Here is a 16,244-nt window from a genome sequence, read left to right as displayed (position 1 = left end):
GGCAGCGAACCGATGGTTCGCGAGCTGCCCCTCTTACCCCGTAAACGGGAGAGGGGCTAAAGACAAAACTACCCCTCCCCAGCCCTCCCCTTCGCTGCGCGAAAGGGAGGGGGCAAAGGCGTAGTGCCGAGCCATGCTCGGCAGAGGCTTTACCAGCGAAAAACTGCCCTCACCCCAACCCCCGCTCCGCGCCCCGGCCCTTGCGCTGGCGCCAGGGCGTTCGATGGGCAGCGAACCGATGGTTCGCAAGCTGCCCCTCTTACCCCGCATGCGGGAGAGGGGCTTAAGCGGAAGCGGTGGGCTGCGCCCTACCGCTTACTTCTTCTCCACCGGCTTGCCGTCGGCGTCGATCACGGTCACTTCGCCCAGCTTCAGCGCGCGCACCGGGGCTTCGGTCTGCTTCAGGTCGCCTACCACTACCCAGGTCAGCTTGGACGGATCCAGGGTCTTGGCCGCTTCGGCAACCTGCGCCGGGGTCATCGCTTCGATCTCGGCCTTGCGCTTGAACACGTAGTCGTCCGGGCGGCCATAACGCACGATGCCGCCGATGGTGCTCATCACCGCCGATGCGGTTTCGTAGGCACCGGGCAGGCTCAGCGTCTGGATGTTGCGGATGCGGCTGACTTCGGCGTCGGTGGGCGGACGCTGGCCGCTGGCGAACTGGCTGATCTCGGCGTTCATTTCCTTCATCGCCTCACCGGTCTTGTCGATCTGCACCGGTGCTACCGCCATCCACGGGCGCTGGCCCAGGGCATTGGAGGCCGACGAACGCGCGCCGTAGGACCAATGCTTGTCCTCACGCAGGTTCATGTTCAGACGCGAGGTGAAGTCGCCACCCAGCACGCCATTGGCGATGTCGAAACGGGTGGTGCCCGGGTCCATCGTCGACGGCGCTACCTCACCGGCAAACAGGTTGGCCTGCACCGCGCCCGGCTGGTCGATCAGGAACACACGTGCCGTCTGCGGACGGTCGACAGTGTTCGGGGCCTGCACCTTGGGTGCGGCGCCCTCGCCCTTCCAGTCACCGAAGCTGCGTTCCAGCAGCGGCACGATGTCCTTCAAGGTGGTGTCGCCCACCACGATCAGGGTGGCACCTTCCGGACGTACCCACTGCTTGTGGAAAGAGGTCAGGTCTTCGCGGGTCAGCGACTGGATCGCCGCTTCGTTGCCGCTGCCGGTGAACGGAATCGCATACGGGTGACCGGCGCCGTACAGCAGCGGCGGCAGCACGCGCATCGCCACTGCGTTGGGCTGTGCCTTCTCCTGCTGGATGCCGGCGATCCAGGTGGCCTTGATGCGGTCGATCTCGTTCTGGTCGAAGCGCGGGGCACGCACCACGTCGGCATACAGCGCCAGCGACGGTGCGAGGTTTTCCTTCAGTGCCGACAGGTACACGCTGGAACCATCCAGCGACGCGCCGGCATTGACGCTGGCGCCCAGGCGTTCAACCGCATCGGCAAACGCCAGCGAGCCGAGCTGGCCTGCGCCTTCGTCCAGCATGCCCATGGTGAAGTTGGCGGTACCGGACTTGCGGCCCTGGTCGGCGGTGAAGCCACCCGGGAACTCATAGCTGAACTGCACCACCGGAATGTCGTGGCGCTCGGCCAGCACTACCTTGGTGCCGTTCTTCAGCGTGGCGCGCTGCAGCTGCGGGAACTTCAGTTCGGGGAAGCTGGTGGTCTTGGGCACACCGGCACTGCGGTCCACCTGGCTTGGCAGCGTGGTGAACTTGGGGTCCACGGCCGGCACGTTGAACGGCGCCGGCTTGACCGAGGGCAGCTCGGCCAGCGCGACGCGCTCGCCCGGCTCCACCACGATGGTGTGGTCGCCCACGCCCAGCCATTTGGCACCGGCGGCCTTTACGTCCGCGGCGGTGGCGGCATCCACATTGGCCAGCGAGGTGCGGAAGCAACCCGGGTTGCCTTCGTAGACGGCGCACTGGGCCAGCGCGTCGGCCTTGCCACCGAAGCCGCCGATGCGCTCGATGCCGCGCACGAAACCGGCACGCGACTGCACCTTGGCGCGTTCGAGTTCATCGGCAGTCGGGCCTTCGGCGATCAGTCGCTTCAGTTCCTCGTCGATGGCCTTTTCCACCCTGGCCGGATCCACGCCCTGCTTGACCGTGGCGATGATCAGGAAGTTGGAACCCAGCTGCGAGGCATCGGTCATCGCGCTGATGTTGTCCACCAGCTTGTCGTTGTGAAGCAGGCGCTGGTCCAGACGCGAGGACTTGGCACCGCCCAGCACATAGGAGAACAGGTCCAGCTGGTCGATATCGGTGGTGCCCACCTGGGCGACGTTCCAGGCGCGGTAGATGCGCGCCTGCGGCACCTTGTCGCTCATTACTTCGCGGGTGCTGGCTGCACGCTGGCCAACGTTCACCGCCGGCTGCGCCATGCTCGGGCCAGCCGGAATATCACCGAAGTACTTGGCGGCCTTTTCCTTGGCGGTGGCCACATCGATGTCACCGGCCAGCACCAGCACCGCATTGTTCGGGCCGTACCAGGTCTGGAACCAGGTCTTGACGTCGTCCAGCGAGGCGGCGTTGAGATCGTTCATCGAGCCGATCACACCGTGATGGTACGGGTGACCTGCCGGATACATCGCGCGGGTCAGTTTGTCCCAGACCTGGCCGTAGGGCTGGTTCTCGCCCTGACGCTTCTCGTTCTGCACCACACCGCGCTGCTCATCCAGGGCGGCCTGATCGATGGCGCCAACCAGATGGCCCATGCGATCCGATTCCATCCACAGCGCCATGTCCAACGCGGTGGTCGGCACGTTCTGGAAATAATTGGTGCGGTCGGTATTGGTGGTGCCGTTCTGGTCGGTGGCACCGACCTGCTTGAAGGGTTCGAAGAATTCGCCGCTGTGGTTTTCGCTGCGCTGGAACATCAGGTGTTCAAACAGATGCGCGAAGCCGGTGCGACCGGCCGGTTCGTCCTTGGCACCAACGTGATACCAGATGTTCACCGCCACGATCGGCGCCTTGCGGTCGGTGTGCACCACCACGCGCAGGCCGTTGGGCAGAGTGAACTCTTCATACGGGATGTCCACCGACGCGGCGGCGGCGGCCGGCTTGGCCTCCGCAACCAGCGGCACGCCGACGAATCCGCCGAGGGCGGCACTCAAGGCCAGGGTCAACAAGGCGGTACGGGGCATAGCTGCGTTCATTCCATTTCCCTTGGGTATGAAGGTGAACGCTGATCCTAACCGGGCGCCGTCACAACGGCATACGCCATGCGTCATGGGTAGGCATACAAGAGCGTCCGTGTCCGTCCGGTCAGTGCCAGCAGGCCAGGTGTCCGGACAGCGGACACATTGCAAAGAATGAAAAGCCATATTTATCAGCCACATGCGATTGGCACGCATCCTGCTGCCTATTACTCGCAGCAAGATCCACTCAGACGATAAATGACTGAATGCTGAACAGACAAAGAAAAAGCAAAAAAGTTCTTGCACTTCGAAATTCACTGTACTACCTTACTACCACACCACTGACCACACACACCAAACAGGTCCCGCCATGAACGCCAAGTCTCTCGCCATTGCCCTCGCCCTCGTCGCCAGCGCCGGCTTTGTTTCTTCGGTCCAGGCCTCGGATATCGTCACCCTGGAAACCGTGCAGGTTCGCCCTTCCGCTGATCAGCTGGTGCAGGCCGAGCACGAAGCCAACAGCAACATCCCGACCCTGGCTGTCGTGCAGGTCCGCCCGACCGTTGGCCAGATCGTCGAGCTGATGGCCGAACAGACCGCCAGCCAGCTGGCCTCGGCCACCCCGGTCGCCATCGGCACCCGTGCCGGCCACTGGATGGTCTCGCTGCCGGCCATCACCGTTCGCCCGGACGTGGAGCAGGTGCAGGCCATGGCTGCCGAAGCCGCTGCTGAAGCCATCGGCAAGGTCGTCGCGCAGGGGCTGGTTTCGAACTAAGCCAGCCTTGACGCAACACCCGGCGTAAACTGCGCCGATGACTTCTGCCCCTGTTTTCGATGTAGTGCTTTACCAGCCCGAGATCCCGCCGAACACCGGCAATGTGATCCGGCTCTGCGCCAACACCGGCGCGCGACTGCACCTGATCGAACCGCTAGGTTTCGACCTCAGTGACAAGCAGCTCAAGCGCGCCGGCCTGGACTATCACGAGTACGCACAGATGCAGGTCCATCCGGACCTGGAGACCGCCTTGGCGCGCATTGCACCCAAGCGGTTGTTTGCCTTGAGTACCCGCTCCAGCGTCCGCTATGACACCGTGCAGTTCGCCGATGGCGACGCCTTCCTGTTCGGCCCGGAAACCCGTGGCCTGCCGCAGGATCTGCTCGACTCGCTGCCCGATGGCCACCGCCTGCGCCTGCCGATGCAACCCAACAACCGCAGTTTGAACCTGTCCAACTCGGTCGCCGTGGTGGTGTATGAAGCGTGGCGGCAGCAGGGTTTTCCTGGCGGTGCGTGAATTCGGGTGAGTGTGCTTTTGTGTGTTTTGTGGGAGCGGCGTCAGCCGCGAAGCTATGGATCTGTCCGGTTGCTGGTGTGCTGGTGATCTCGGTGCTGCGAGCTTCGCGGCTCACGCCGCTCCCACAGGTTTGATGGTGCAACTGTAATGCCCCTGCCGAGCATGGCTCGGCACTACCAACTACGCCGCGGAGCGTGACTGCTTTCCGCTTTGCTCCCTCCCCTTGGCTGCGCCAAAGGGAAGGGGCGCGAGCCTGCAATCTGTCAGATCATCGCGATCCGCTTCGCTCCCTCCCTTTGGCGCAGCCAAGGGGAGGGTTGGGGAGGGGTAACGCTTTCAGCTTCTAGCTTTTAGCTTCTGCCGCAAACCCAACCACACCCAATTCCCGCAACACCCGCAGCCGCTCATCATCCAGGGCAAGCACCTCTCCCAACACCTCAGCGGTGTGCTGCCCCAGCACCGGCGCCGCCTGCTCATAGCGCAACGGCGTTGCCGAGAACTTCAGCGGATTGCGCACCATCGGTACGTTTCCGCCGCCGGCATGCGGCAGCTCGATGCGCAGACCACGCGCCTGCACCTGCGGGTCGGCAAATACCTGATCGATGCGATTGACCGGATTGGCCGGTACCACTGCCTGCTCCAGCGCCGCCAGCCACTCAGCCGCCGGCCGCGTGCCCAGTACCTGTTGCAGGTGCGGCACCAAGACCTCGCGGTTCGCAACCCGTGCGTTGTTGGTTACATAACGCGGATCGAGCGCCAGCTCTGGCTCGCCAATCACCTCGCACAAACGCGCGAACTGCCCGTCATTGCCAACGGCCAGCATGAAATAACCATCCGCCGCCGGCATCACCTGGTAAGGCACGATATTCGGGTGCGCGGTGCCCTGACGGGTCGGCACCACGCCGCCCACCAGATAATTGGAGGCCTGATTGGCCAGCCAGGCAATCTGGGTGTCGAGCAGCGCCAGATCGATCTGCTGGCCCACTCCGGTTCGTTCGGCATGGCGCAGCGCGGCCAGGATGGCGGTGGCCGCATACATGCCGGTCATCAGATCGGTCGCAGCCACACCCACTTTCTGCGGGCCGGCACCGGGCGCGCCATCGGGCTCGCCGGTGACGCTCATCAAACCGCCGATGGCCTGGATGGCAGCGTCGTAGCCGGCGCGCTGCGCGTAAGGCCCGTCCTGGCCGTAGCCGGTGATCGAGCAATACACCAGCTTGGGATTGATCGCCTGCAGGCTGGCGAAATCCAGCCCGTATTTCTTCAGGCCGCCAACCTTGTAGTTCTCCACCAGCACATCGCAATGCATCACCAGCTCGCGCAGCAAGGCCTGGCCTTCGCCCGTGGTGAAATCGATCGCCACCGAGCGTTTGCCGCGGTTGGCGCACAGGTAATACGCCGACTCGCTGCTGTCATTGCTGGCAGCATCCTTCAGATACGGCGGCCCCCAGCTGCGGGTGTCATCGCCCACGCCCGGGCGCTCGACCTTGATCACATCGGCGCCGAAATCGGCCAGCACCTGGGTGGCCCAGGGACCGGCCAGGATGCGTGACAGGTCCAGCACACGAACCCCATCGAGCAGCTTCATCGCGGCCACCAGCTGTTGCAGGCTTCAGGTAATGCAGGCTTCCAGGCGATGGCGTGCTGGAAGGCTTCCGCCAAGGCGATCAGGCTCAGCTCATCGCCGATCTTGCCGACCAGCTGCATGCCAGCGGGCAGTTCGTTGGCGGCCACCGGCAGCGGTACCGACAAGGCCGGGTTGCCGGCCAGGTTGGCGTAGGCGGTGAGGTCGGCCTGGCTGGCCGGTGCGGGTTGGCCGAAGGCGAACGCACGTTGCGGTGCGGTCGGCATCACCAGCACGTCGCACTGCGCCAGCCACTGCTGCAGCTGTACCTGGCCACGGTCCGCCAATTGCGAGGCAGCAGCCAGTTCGGCGGCGCTGCGGCCTTCGGCCCAGGACATCAGCTTGACCAGCAGCGGCGAGAACTTGCTGCGGTCGCCGGCCCAGGCGTCGGCATGTTCGATCAGCATCTCCGCCTCGCTCATCAACAGGCCGGCGCGTCGAGCGCGGGCCGAGGCAAATGCGGGCGCAGGCATGGGCTGCAGGCGATGGCCAAGGCTTGCCAATACGCGCAGGCCTTCCTCGAAAGCGGCCTGCACATCCGCAGCCACGTCGGCGGCATCACCAAAATCAATCACGCCAATACGCAGGTGGCCAGCATCGGGTGCGGCGTAGTGGATGGCACGCGATTGCGCACAGTCCGGATCGAAGCCGGTCATCAGCTGCAGCAGCAGACGCAAGTCGCGCGCCGAACGGGTCAGCGGGCCGATGTGATCCAGCCGCCGGCACAGGGCGACGCTGCCGCGCGTGCTGATCGCGCCCCAGCTCGGCTTGAGCCCGACCACGCCGCAGTAACTTGCAGGAATACGCACCGAGCCCATGGTGTCGGTGCCCAGCGCCGCCGAACACAGCCCGGCAGCCACCGCCGCGCCGCTGCCGCCGCTGGAACCGCCCGGCGTGTAACCGTGCCGGTGCGGGTTATGGCAGGCGCCGTAGAACGGATTGTCGTTGTCCGCGCCCATCGCCGCTTCGTGCATGTTGAGCTTGCCGACGATCACCGCACCGGCCGCACGCAAGGCAGCCACGGCCGGGTTGTCGGCGGCCGCCGGAGCATCGTGACGGCGGGTTTCCATGCCGGCGGTGGTGACCATGCCGGCCACGTCGATATTGTCCTTGACCGCGATCGGCAGGCCTTCCAGCGGGCGTGCGACGCCACGCTGGCGGCGCTGCTCGGACAGCGCGGCCGCCGCCAATGCCCCTTCCGCATCGACGTGGATGTAGCTGTTGATCTGCGCCTGGCTGGCGGCGATGGCCGCCAGCTGCTGCTCGATCAATTCCGTACAGCTGACTTCATTGGCCGCCAACAAGGCCGCCTGCGCCGTCAGATCCAAGCTCAACAACTGCGCATCGGCCTTGCTCACGCGGTCTTCCTCAAGCGAAACGTTTGTCGATCAGACGTACCGGCTTCTGCCGTACCTCGATACCGGTCAGCGCAGCCAGCGCACCCGGCGCGGCCAGCACGATGCTCATCTCAACACCCAGACGCTGGCGCAGCAAGGCGGCAAACTCCGCCGCCAGCTGTGCGTCATCCAGCGCGCCACGGGTTTCGACGTGCACGGCCAGATCATCGCGGCCGCCTTCATCACGGCTGGCCACGCAGATGAACTCACCGGCGAACGAGGCGTGCTCTTCCAGCACCGGTGCCATCGCCTGCGGAAACACGTTGATGCCGCGGATCTTGACCATGTTGTCGCTGCGGCCGAGGAAGCCCTCGATGCGGCGCAGGTTCATGCCCAGTGACGAGGGCGTGGTCAGCACGCGGGTCACGTCGTGGGTGTTGAAGCGGATGATCGGGTAGATGTCGTCCTTGTACAGGCAGGTGACCACCATGTCGCCGGTGCCGCCATCGGCCACCAGTTCGCCGCTGTCGACGTCGAGGATTTCCACGTACTGCGCGTCTTCCATCAGGTACAGGCCGTCCTGGTCCGGGCCCTGGCCGGCAATCGCGCCGGTATCGCCCACGCCGTACCAGTCGTACAGCTCGACGCCGCCCCAGGCAGCGGACAGGGTCTCGCGCGATTCTCGGCCGAGGTGGCCACAGATCATCCGCACCGGGATGTCCTTGCCAGGCACCAGCCCGTTCTCACGGGCCACATCGGCCAGCTTCTTGATGTAATCGGCGAAGCCCACAATCACATTGGTGCCCATGCTCTTCATCAGCTGCACCTGCTGCGCCGAGCGCATCTCGATGCCGGTGCCGGCCGAGCAGAACAGGGCCTGGGTGTAATGGGTGATGGCCTCGCGCACGTAGTGGCCGCCGTTGATCATTCCGTGCCCATACACCGAGTGCACCACGTCGCCGGGCTGCATGCCCTGCCAGCGGTACAGGCGCGCCAGCAGCAGGCTCTGCACTTCGCGCGAATGCGGCGAGAACACCAGCGGCTGCGGGCGGCCGGTGGTGCCGGAGGTGGTGTGGAACACCAGCGGCTTGTTGCCGGCTTCGGTGCCGTCCTGCCAACCGTGGAAATCGCCCAGCGGTGGATTGGCTTCCACCGAGGCCATGATCTCGTGCTTGCCGAAAACCGGCAGCTTGGTGATGTCGTCCAGGCTCTGGATATCTTCCGGCGTGATGCCAGCATTGCCCCACAGGCGCTGGTAGAACGGTATCTGCCACGCACGTGCCACGCAGCGCAGGAACATCGCGTTCTGCTCGGCGCGCAGTTCCTCGCGGCTGATGTTCTTGAACTTGTCGGTGAAGGCCTGGTCCAGCGGGAACTGCTTGAGCAGCTCCTTGACATCGAAGGATTCGAAATAAGTGGCGTAGGTCATGGGGTCTCGACAATCAGCAGGCCGACCAGCTGCCTGACATCGTCGATGTCCTGCAGTTGGTCGAAGTGGGAGATCAGGGCATCACGGTGGCCGGCATCGAACGGACGCGCGGCGTGATCAAGGCAGTGGTGGAACTTTTCCAGTTGCTGGGCACGCGACAGCGGCCGTTGCGGTGAACCGATGGCAGCGTCGCGCTGGTTGTGCAGCACGCGGCCATCGCGCAGGGTTACCGTCATCGACTGCGGCACCAGCGCATTGGGATCTTCGCAGTCGTTCGGCACCAGGCTGACCTGCGTGGCAAATGCGGCCAGGCGCGCATCGGCAAGTTTTTCCGGTGCATACGCTGACAGCCCGACCTTGCCATCCAGCAGCACGGTGCCGAGCAGGAACGGCAGGCATAGCCGCGCATAGCTGGTTTCCATCGCCGGCTGGTAGCTGCGGCCAACCAGGCGGCGCACCAGCGGCGGCGCCTGCACTTCGATGCTGGCGACGTTGTCCAGGTTCAAACCGTGCTGCTGACGCAGCTCCATCAGCATGTCCTGCGCGGCATGCGCGGCGCCGCCGGTGGGGAATACCTTGTGGCTGACTGTGAGGATCTGCGCTTCACGCGCGGCCAGTTTCTGCAGCGATGGGCCGGTATCGAACGCGCCTTCGATCAAGGGCAGATAGCCGAACGGGCCTTCCAGCATGTCACGCGGCGCCGGGAAACCATTGCGTGCCAGCTCCCAGCAGCTCACTGCGGCGCGGGCGTTCAAGGCAACCTGCAGCGCCAACGTGGGCGAGCCTTCCACATGCGCCTGCATGGTGCCGGACAGGTGGCTGTATGTCAGGCCGAGCACGCGGCGCAGCAGCTCTTCATCGGCACCGTGTAGGTGCGCGATACCGGCCGCCGCACCCAGCGCGCCGCACATCGAAGGGCGGAAAAAATGCATCGGCGCGCGGCCACTGATACCAATCAGCGTGGCCACATCAACCGCCACGTTGAGCGCGGTGATCAGCGCCTTGCCATCGACCGGCAGGCCGTCAATGTTGGCTCGTTGTTCGGCGGCGGCAAACACCGCCGATTGAATGACCGCCAGCGGATGCACCACCGCCGGCATGTGTACGCAATCAAATTCCTGGCTGTGGATCTGATAGCCGTTGACCATGGCCGCGCTGGCGGCAGGCAGCGCTTCGCCGGTCACCCAGGCGCGCGCAGCATTGCCGCTGCCGTAACTGGCAGCGCTGCGACGGACTACCTGGGTCAGCGGCACCTGCGGACCGGAGCCGGAAATACCTACCGCGGCCGAATCCATCACGAATACGCGCGTTGCGGCGACGGCCTCGGCGGACAGGTCTTCAAAACGCAGCGTGCCTGCATGCTGCAACAAGGCTTCGGTAAATCGCATCACGCCACCCGCGCCAACATCGAGTTCAGGGCGTCCAGACTGCCGCCATCGGCCAGCGCCTGCACCTGCCCAAAGAGGGGTTGCGCCAGGCCGGCGGATACGCCACCCCAGTGGGCAAGGGCCATTGCCTTGGCCAGCACATCGTCGGCCGACATCGGGCATTCCGGGTCGCCCCAGGCGTCGATGCGCTCGGCCTGCACACTGCGGCCATCGGCCAGCAGCAGGCGCACGCTGGCCCCGTAATGCACAGGAAAACGTTGGCTGCAGGCCGCATCCTCAATCAGCTGGATGCGCTGCCGCCACGGCGTCAGTTCGGCATCGCTGCAGGCTTCGGTTGTGTAATGGGCCAGCTGTGGGCGGCCGTGCACCAGGATCGAAGCGAGAGCGTGCTGCAGGCTGAATTTGGCTTCCAGCTCGGTCTGCGGCTGCACGCGGTCGCAGAAGCGCAGCGCCTCGGCATAGCTGCGCACTTCGATGTGTTGTATCTGCGCCTGCTCGCCGGCACCCAGTTGCGCCAAAACATCAAGCATCGCGTCGATCGCCGGGTGCGCATGCCGGCATGCCGGCCACGGCTTGAGGCTGGTGCTGTGGATCAGCCAGTCAGCTTCCTCGGCAATCACCAGTTCCGGCACGGCATCCGGCGCGGTGGCGGCAAACAGGCCCTGCTCACCTTCCAGTATCCTGCGCGGCCCACGCATGCCAGCCAGCGCCAGTTGCGCCGCCAGCCAGCCACTGCGTGCGGCTTCGGCGTTGTGCAGCGATTTGGTCGGCACCGGCTCGTGGCGCATCTGCCACAGGCCACCGGTGCGGCTGCCGGCATTGCCCAAGGCATCGGCCAGCGACTCGGCCGGCAGGCGCAGCACCGATGCCGCCGCTGCGGCCGCGCCAAACGCGCCAGCCGTGGAGGTGGGATGCCAATAGCGGTAATGCGCCTTGCCCAGGGCGCGGCCCACGCGGATGGTGGCTTCATAGCCGCGCACGATGGCGTCCAGCAGTTCGGTTGCATCGGCGCCTTCGGCTTGCGCTGCCGCCAGCGCCACCGGGATGACCACCGGGCCGGGATGCAGGATGGCGCCACGGTGCACATCGTCCATTTCCAGCACGTTGCCGAGCGCGGCATTGAGCAGCAGGGCGTCGGCGGCGGTGCGCCGGCCCGCGCCCAAGGCGACAACCGGGCCACTGGCCTGCGCCTGCACCAGCGTGCGCAGCTGGTTGGCGATGGGATAGCGCAGCGCAGCCAAGGCGCAGCCCAGCCAATCCACCAGCAGCAGCGCCGCGCGTCGCCGGGCGGCGTCATCCACCGGCCGTTGCAGGCGCTGGGCAAGCTGTTCGGTAAGGCTGGCGGCAGGCAGGGTCATCGCGCGATGAAGTCTCGGTGCAGGCCCGCAACAGCGGGTTCGGGGTGGTGGGAACAGCGACCGCGTAAAAGGAGCATAACCGACTTTGTCCGGACATATCATATGATCCGCTCTCCCACCGCCGCAATCAGCCCCATGCCCCGAATTCTGGATGCCGACACTTTTTTCGACTACCTCGCGCAAGGCCCGGAGATCTTCGCGCCCGGCTGCGCCGGCCATTCCCTGCTGTTCGAACACTGGCTGCGTAAAGGTGCCGAGCGCTGTGCCGGCCTGCGCTTCACCGGCGTGCATATTCCCACGGTCAATACTTTCGACTTTGCCGGGCTGCACCCGCAGGCACGCCAGCGCACGATCTTCCTGAGCAGCGAGCTGCGCAGCTCCTGGCTGGATGGCCGCATCGACTATCTGCCGATGACCTATACCGCCACCTGGCGCTGGTTGCGTGAAAGCGTGGCCTTCGACACCGTGCTGGTGCAGGTGGCGCCGCCGGATGAAGACGGCAACTGCTCGCTGGGCATCGCCTGCGATTTCACCCCGGCCGCCTGGCCGCGCGCCACCCGCATCCTGGCCCATATCAACCCGCGCATGCCGCGCACGCGCGGCCCATCGATCCCGCTTTCGCGCATCACCGCCGCCATCGAGCAGGACGCGCCGCTGCTGGACATCCCCGATCCGCCGGCCGATGCCGCGATGGAGGCTGTCGCCGCGCAGGTCGCCACCCTGGTGGAAGATGGCGCCACCCTGCAGCTGGGCCTGGGCCGGCTGCAATCGGCGGTGCTGCGTGCGGTGCGCGAGCGGCGCAACCTGCGCATCCACAGCGGCATGGTCTCCGACGGCCTGCTTGGGCTGCTGGAATCGGGCGCACTGTCACCGGCACCGGATGCCGTGGTGGCAGGCGTCGCGCTGGGTACACAGGCGCTGTACGACATTGCTCCGCGCAGCATCACCTTCCGCGAAGTCGGGCATACCCACGACCACAACGTACTGGGCGGTATTCCGCGCCTGACCGCCATCAACAGCGCACTATCGGTGGATCTGCTGGGTCAGGTGAACGGCGAGTTCCTGTCTGGACGCCAACTGAGTGGCGTCGGCGGGCTGCCCGATTTCCTGCAAGGCGCTCGCCAATCGACCGCCGGGCGCGGCATCATTGCACTCCCTGCCAGTACCCCCAAGGGCGAAAGCAGGATCGTCCCGATGCTTCCCGCCGGTCCCGTAAGCCTTGCCCGCGTAGATGCCGACTGTATCGTCAGCGAATATGGTGTAGCTGATGTACGCCATCTCGATGTCCATGCAAGGGCCCAGGCCCTGATTGCCATCGCCGCACCCGACCACCGTGAAACCCTGCAGCGCAGCTGGCAGGAACTCTCGCTCAGACTTTGAACAAGGATCTGTACATATGACTGGTACGCGACGCAGCAAGCCCCGCTATGCCGAACTGGGCGATCTACTGCAGGCGGCAATTGAAAAGGGCGACTACGCCGTTGGTACCCTGCTACCCACCGAACTGGAGCTGTGCGAACGCTTCAGCGTCAGCCGCCACACTGCTCGCGCGGCGCTGGCGCAGCTGATCAGTGCTGGCCTGGTGCAGCGCCGGCCGGGCGCTGGCACGCGGGTGATCGCGCAGAGCGCGGCCATGCGTTACGAGCACGAGATCGACACCGTCGACCTGCTGATGCAGTACGGCAACAGCACCCGCCTGAAGGTGCTGGAAGCCGAGCGCAAGCTGGCCGACGCGGCCATGGCGCAGCGCCTGGACATCCATGAGGGCAAGGAATATCTGCGCCTGCACTGCCTGCGCCTGGAAGAACAGACCCGCGAGCCCATCGCCGTCACCGAGATGCTGATCCCGGTGCGCAGCGGCGTGCCGACCGACAAGCTGCTGGAAGTGGCCGGCGCCGCCCGTGCCCTGGCCAAGTTCCTTGACCCGGCCAAGCTGTCGCGGGTGGAACAGGTATTCGATGCCGCCTCCTTCGAAGCCGCCGACGCCAAACTACTCGACATCAAGAAGACCGAGCCGGCGATGCGCGTGCAGCGCCGTTACCGCGATGCCAACGCGCGCCTGCTGCTGATCGCGATCAGCCTGCACCCGCCGGGCCGGTTCGCCTACTCGATGGTGCTTTCGCGCAACCACCGCTGATCGAAGCCAAGCCCGCGCTTGAAGCACCGCAAACCCGATGCCGGCCTCGGCCATCGGGTTTTTTGTGATCTCGCCGGCAATGAGGTAGCCCGGGTAAGCGCAGCGCACCCGGGAAGCCTGCATCTGCCGAAGTTTCAGCTCACCCGCGAACTGCCCCGGGTGCGCTGCGCTTACCCGGGGTTCGGCACCAAGCCATCCCTGCGCCGCTCGACACAGGATGGCCCGGAAGAAGCCAGCCCTGCCCTTGCCTGTCTGCCGGGCAGCCGGGCAGCCGGGCAGCCGCCCGGCCCGGCCACGGCCAGACACACTTCCGGGCAAAGCGCCAAAGGCAGCTGTGCTGGTGTCAAAAGCTGCCAACAATGGCTTGACACCCCCACGCCAAGAACTGACGCTTACGCCATGAGTATCGATCTGAACACCCTTGACCTCCGGGAGCTGAACACTCTCATCCGCGCCGCACAGGACAGGCATAAAGCGCTCACCCAACGTCAACCTGCGGAAAAAGTCAGGCGCAAGCTGACCGCGCTGGCCAAGCAGACCGGTTATACGATCGAAGAGCTGTTCGGCACGGACGCAGATGCCGCAGTACCCAAGGGCAAGCCCGGCCGCCGCAAGGGGCCCAAGGTCAAGCCCAAGTACCGCGACCCCGAGAACCGCTGGAACACCTGGACCGGCCGCGGCAAGATGCCGCTCTGGCTGGCCTCCAAGATCCGCTTCGGCCAGACCCCGACCGACTTCCTGATCCCCGGCGTGGCAAAACTGACGCCCAAGGAAAAGGTATTGACCGGCAAGCGCAAGCTGTTCAAGCAGAGCTGAGTAAAGCTGCGGGCAGGACAACCCTCGTCCCACCGGCTTTTCCCCCTCTCTTTGCCGCAGACAAGGGGGTGAAGAAGGCCAGTTTGCGCGCCACTGGCGCGCGGCCTGATGAACGACCGAAGGCTGTGCCTTCGGGCCGGACGGGTTGGGGAGGGGTGCCGTTCGCGGTGACCTGCGGCTGATGCACTACCAGCTTCGCGGTTTACACCGCTCCCACAGCCATCCAGACCGGCTTCTGTAGGAGCGGCTTCAGCCGCGAAGCTGACGGCAATTAAGTGTGGCGATACATGGCGCGCGGCGGCTGTTGGTTGACCAGCTTCGCGGCTTACGCCGCTCCTACAACCAGTGCACCGGTTGAATCTGGTGCATCCACCAGTTGATTGATGCGACGCAGGGCGCTGTGCAGCTGTCGCCGGTTGCTGGCCTGCCCCAGCGATAGTCGAAAGCCACGGCTGCGCTGCGCGCCGTCCGGCCGGAACGACGACGAGGGCGATATCGCCAGGCCCTGCAGTTGCGCCGCACGCACGAAGCCGGCGTCGGTCCATGGCTCGGGCACGGTGCACCAGGCATGCAGGCCAGCGGCCTGCACCTTCAGCGCAGGCACCAGCAGATGCGCCGCCAAGGCGCTACGTTCGCGCGCTTCTTGCAGCACCTGCCCCAGCAAGGCAGTCGCCGAACCATCCAGCAACAACTGGCTGACCATCGCCATCACCAGCGGATGGCCCATCAAACAGATCGAACGCAAGGCGGTCGCAAGCCCTTCTGCATGGCGAACGGAAGGACAACGCACGAAGGCAGTTCGCAAACCGGGACTGATCGCCTTGGACAAAGTTGATACGTAGTACACCTGCGCCGGTGCAAGCGCGGCGATCGGCGTTGGCGCATGCACATCGTGATGCCAATACGGATCGTCTTCGATGGCGAGCAGATCCAACCGCTGCAGCACCCGTGCCAACTCAACCCGACGCTGCAGCGGAATCGTCAACCCGGTCGGGTTGTTGCAGGTGGGGTTGAGGTAGACCACGCGTGCGCCGCTCTGCCGGGAAGCGCGTTCAAGCGCATCCGGGCACATTCCATCGGCATCGCCAGCAACCGGCAGCAAACGTCGGCCCAATGATCTGGCGGCCTGCAGCAAGCCGGGATAGACAAGGTGATCGCACAGAATCACCTCGCCTTCCTGGGTCTGGCTTATCAGGATCGACGCCAAGGCCGACTGCGCGCCTTCAGCAACCACCAAACCCGCATCGGCAACATCGCCCAGCATCGGCTGCAACCAGCTGATCGCCGCGTGCCTGTCGGTCGGGCTGCCGCCAGCAAGGTGATACGTCATCAGATTGGGCGCATTGCTGCGCGCGAGCACGGCTGCAGCGCCACGACGCAGAGCATCGTTCAAGGCGGTCGCATCCGGCACCGGCGGCACGTTCATGCTCAGATCCACCGGCTGGCCGAAGGCGGCTTTTGGCGGTGCGATGAAACTGCCTTGTGGACCACGCGCTTCGATCAGGCCGCGTCGGCGCGCTTCATCAAACGCACGCGTCACCGTGGTCAGGTCGATGCTGAGCTGCTTGGCCAATGCGCGTTGCGATGGCAGGCGATGGCCGGGCACCAGCTCGCCGGTATTCACGCTGCGCTCGATGCTGTCGACGATGCGCAGGTAGATCGGGCCGCTGCTGAGCAGCGCGCTGTTCATCCAACTCATCGCCAAACCCC

12 protein-coding genes are annotated in these 16,244 nt (G+C 65.3%); 5 read left to right on the top strand and 7 right to left on the bottom strand.

The features are described 5' to 3' along the window. Positions 1-315: 315 nt before the first annotated feature. The gene (locus tag ABE493_RS11210) at positions 316-3,171 is read right to left on the bottom strand and encodes a M16 family metallopeptidase (RefSeq protein ID WP_346498995.1); all 2,856 of its coding nucleotides are present in this window, start codon (positions 3,169-3,171) and stop codon (positions 316-318) included. A 352-nt stretch (positions 3,172-3,523) separates the two neighbouring features. Between ABE493_RS11210 and ABE493_RS11205 the strand changes: the two genes are divergently transcribed. Together ABE493_RS11205 and trmL are read left to right on the top strand one after the other, a co-directional pair. After that, positions 3,524-3,928, top strand: coding sequence for a hypothetical protein (locus ABE493_RS11205; protein WP_346498994.1), 405 nt, complete (start codon positions 3,524-3,526; stop codon positions 3,926-3,928). Positions 3,929-3,965: 37 nt separating this feature from the next. After that, entirely contained in the window at positions 3,966-4,445 is a 480-nt protein-coding gene (gene trmL, locus ABE493_RS11200) for a tRNA (uridine(34)/cytosine(34)/5-carboxymethylaminomethyluridine(34)-2'-O)-methyltransferase TrmL (RefSeq protein ID WP_057627589.1), read from the top strand. 343 nt (positions 4,446-4,788) lie between these two features. Here trmL and ABE493_RS11195 read toward each other — a convergent pair whose 3' ends face one another. From ABE493_RS11195 to ABE493_RS11175, 5 genes are read right to left on the bottom strand one after another with little or no spacing between them, the layout of a single operon-like run. Further along, complete coding sequence (locus ABE493_RS11195; RefSeq protein ID WP_346498993.1) at positions 4,789-6,033, bottom strand: CaiB/BaiF CoA transferase family protein; 1,245 nt, start codon at positions 6,031-6,033, stop codon at positions 4,789-4,791. Further along, the gene (locus ABE493_RS11190; RefSeq protein WP_346498992.1) at positions 6,030-7,427 is read right to left on the bottom strand and encodes an amidase; all 1,398 of its coding nucleotides are present in this window, start codon (positions 7,425-7,427) and stop codon (positions 6,030-6,032) included. The genes ABE493_RS11195 and ABE493_RS11190 overlap by 4 nt, the downstream gene beginning before the upstream one ends. A gap of 10 nt (positions 7,428-7,437) precedes the next feature. Beyond that, the gene (locus tag ABE493_RS11185) at positions 7,438-8,835 is read right to left on the bottom strand and encodes a phenylacetate--CoA ligase family protein (protein WP_346498991.1); all 1,398 of its coding nucleotides are present in this window, start codon (positions 8,833-8,835) and stop codon (positions 7,438-7,440) included. Continuing rightward, a complete protein-coding gene (locus tag ABE493_RS11180) occupies positions 8,832-10,223 on the bottom strand; it encodes an MmgE/PrpD family protein (protein ID WP_346498990.1) in 1,392 nt (463 codons plus the stop codon). The genes ABE493_RS11185 and ABE493_RS11180 overlap by 4 nt, the downstream gene beginning before the upstream one ends. Then, complete coding sequence (locus ABE493_RS11175) at positions 10,223-11,581, bottom strand: MmgE/PrpD family protein (protein ID WP_346498989.1); 1,359 nt, start codon at positions 11,579-11,581, stop codon at positions 10,223-10,225. Before ABE493_RS11175 ends, ABE493_RS11180 begins: the two co-directional genes overlap by 1 nt. Positions 11,582-11,716: 135 nt before the next feature. On the opposite strand from ABE493_RS11175, the gene ABE493_RS11170 reads away from it, so the two are divergent. The 3 genes from ABE493_RS11170 to ABE493_RS11160 are packed head-to-tail and all read left to right on the top strand — an operon-like array spanning position 11,717 to position 14,534. Further along, positions 11,717-12,961, top strand: coding sequence for an acetyl-CoA hydrolase/transferase family protein (locus ABE493_RS11170; RefSeq protein ID WP_346498988.1), 1,245 nt, complete (start codon positions 11,717-11,719; stop codon positions 12,959-12,961). A 16-nt stretch (positions 12,962-12,977) separates the two neighbouring features. Then, positions 12,978-13,718, top strand: a complete 741-nt coding sequence (locus ABE493_RS11165) for a GntR family transcriptional regulator (RefSeq protein ID WP_346498987.1) — start codon at positions 12,978-12,980, stop codon at positions 13,716-13,718. Between the two features lie 18 nt (positions 13,719-13,736). Continuing rightward, positions 13,737-14,534: an H-NS histone family protein gene (locus ABE493_RS11160; RefSeq protein ID WP_346498986.1), complete on the top strand. Its 798-nt coding sequence runs from the start codon at positions 13,737-13,739 to the stop codon at positions 14,532-14,534. A gap of 325 nt (positions 14,535-14,859) precedes the next feature. On the opposite strand, the gene ABE493_RS11155 is transcribed toward ABE493_RS11160, so the two are convergent. After that, positions 14,860-16,233: a PLP-dependent aminotransferase family protein gene (locus ABE493_RS11155; RefSeq protein ID WP_430980764.1), complete on the bottom strand. Its 1,374-nt coding sequence runs from the start codon at positions 16,231-16,233 to the stop codon at positions 14,860-14,862. Positions 16,234-16,244: the final 11 nt, after the last annotated feature.

This window comes from Stenotrophomonas terrae (assembly GCF_039674165.1).
GTDB lineage: Bacteria > Pseudomonadota > Gammaproteobacteria > Xanthomonadales > Xanthomonadaceae > Stenotrophomonas > Stenotrophomonas terrae_A.
This window is presented reverse-complemented; position numbering and strand designations above follow the sequence as displayed.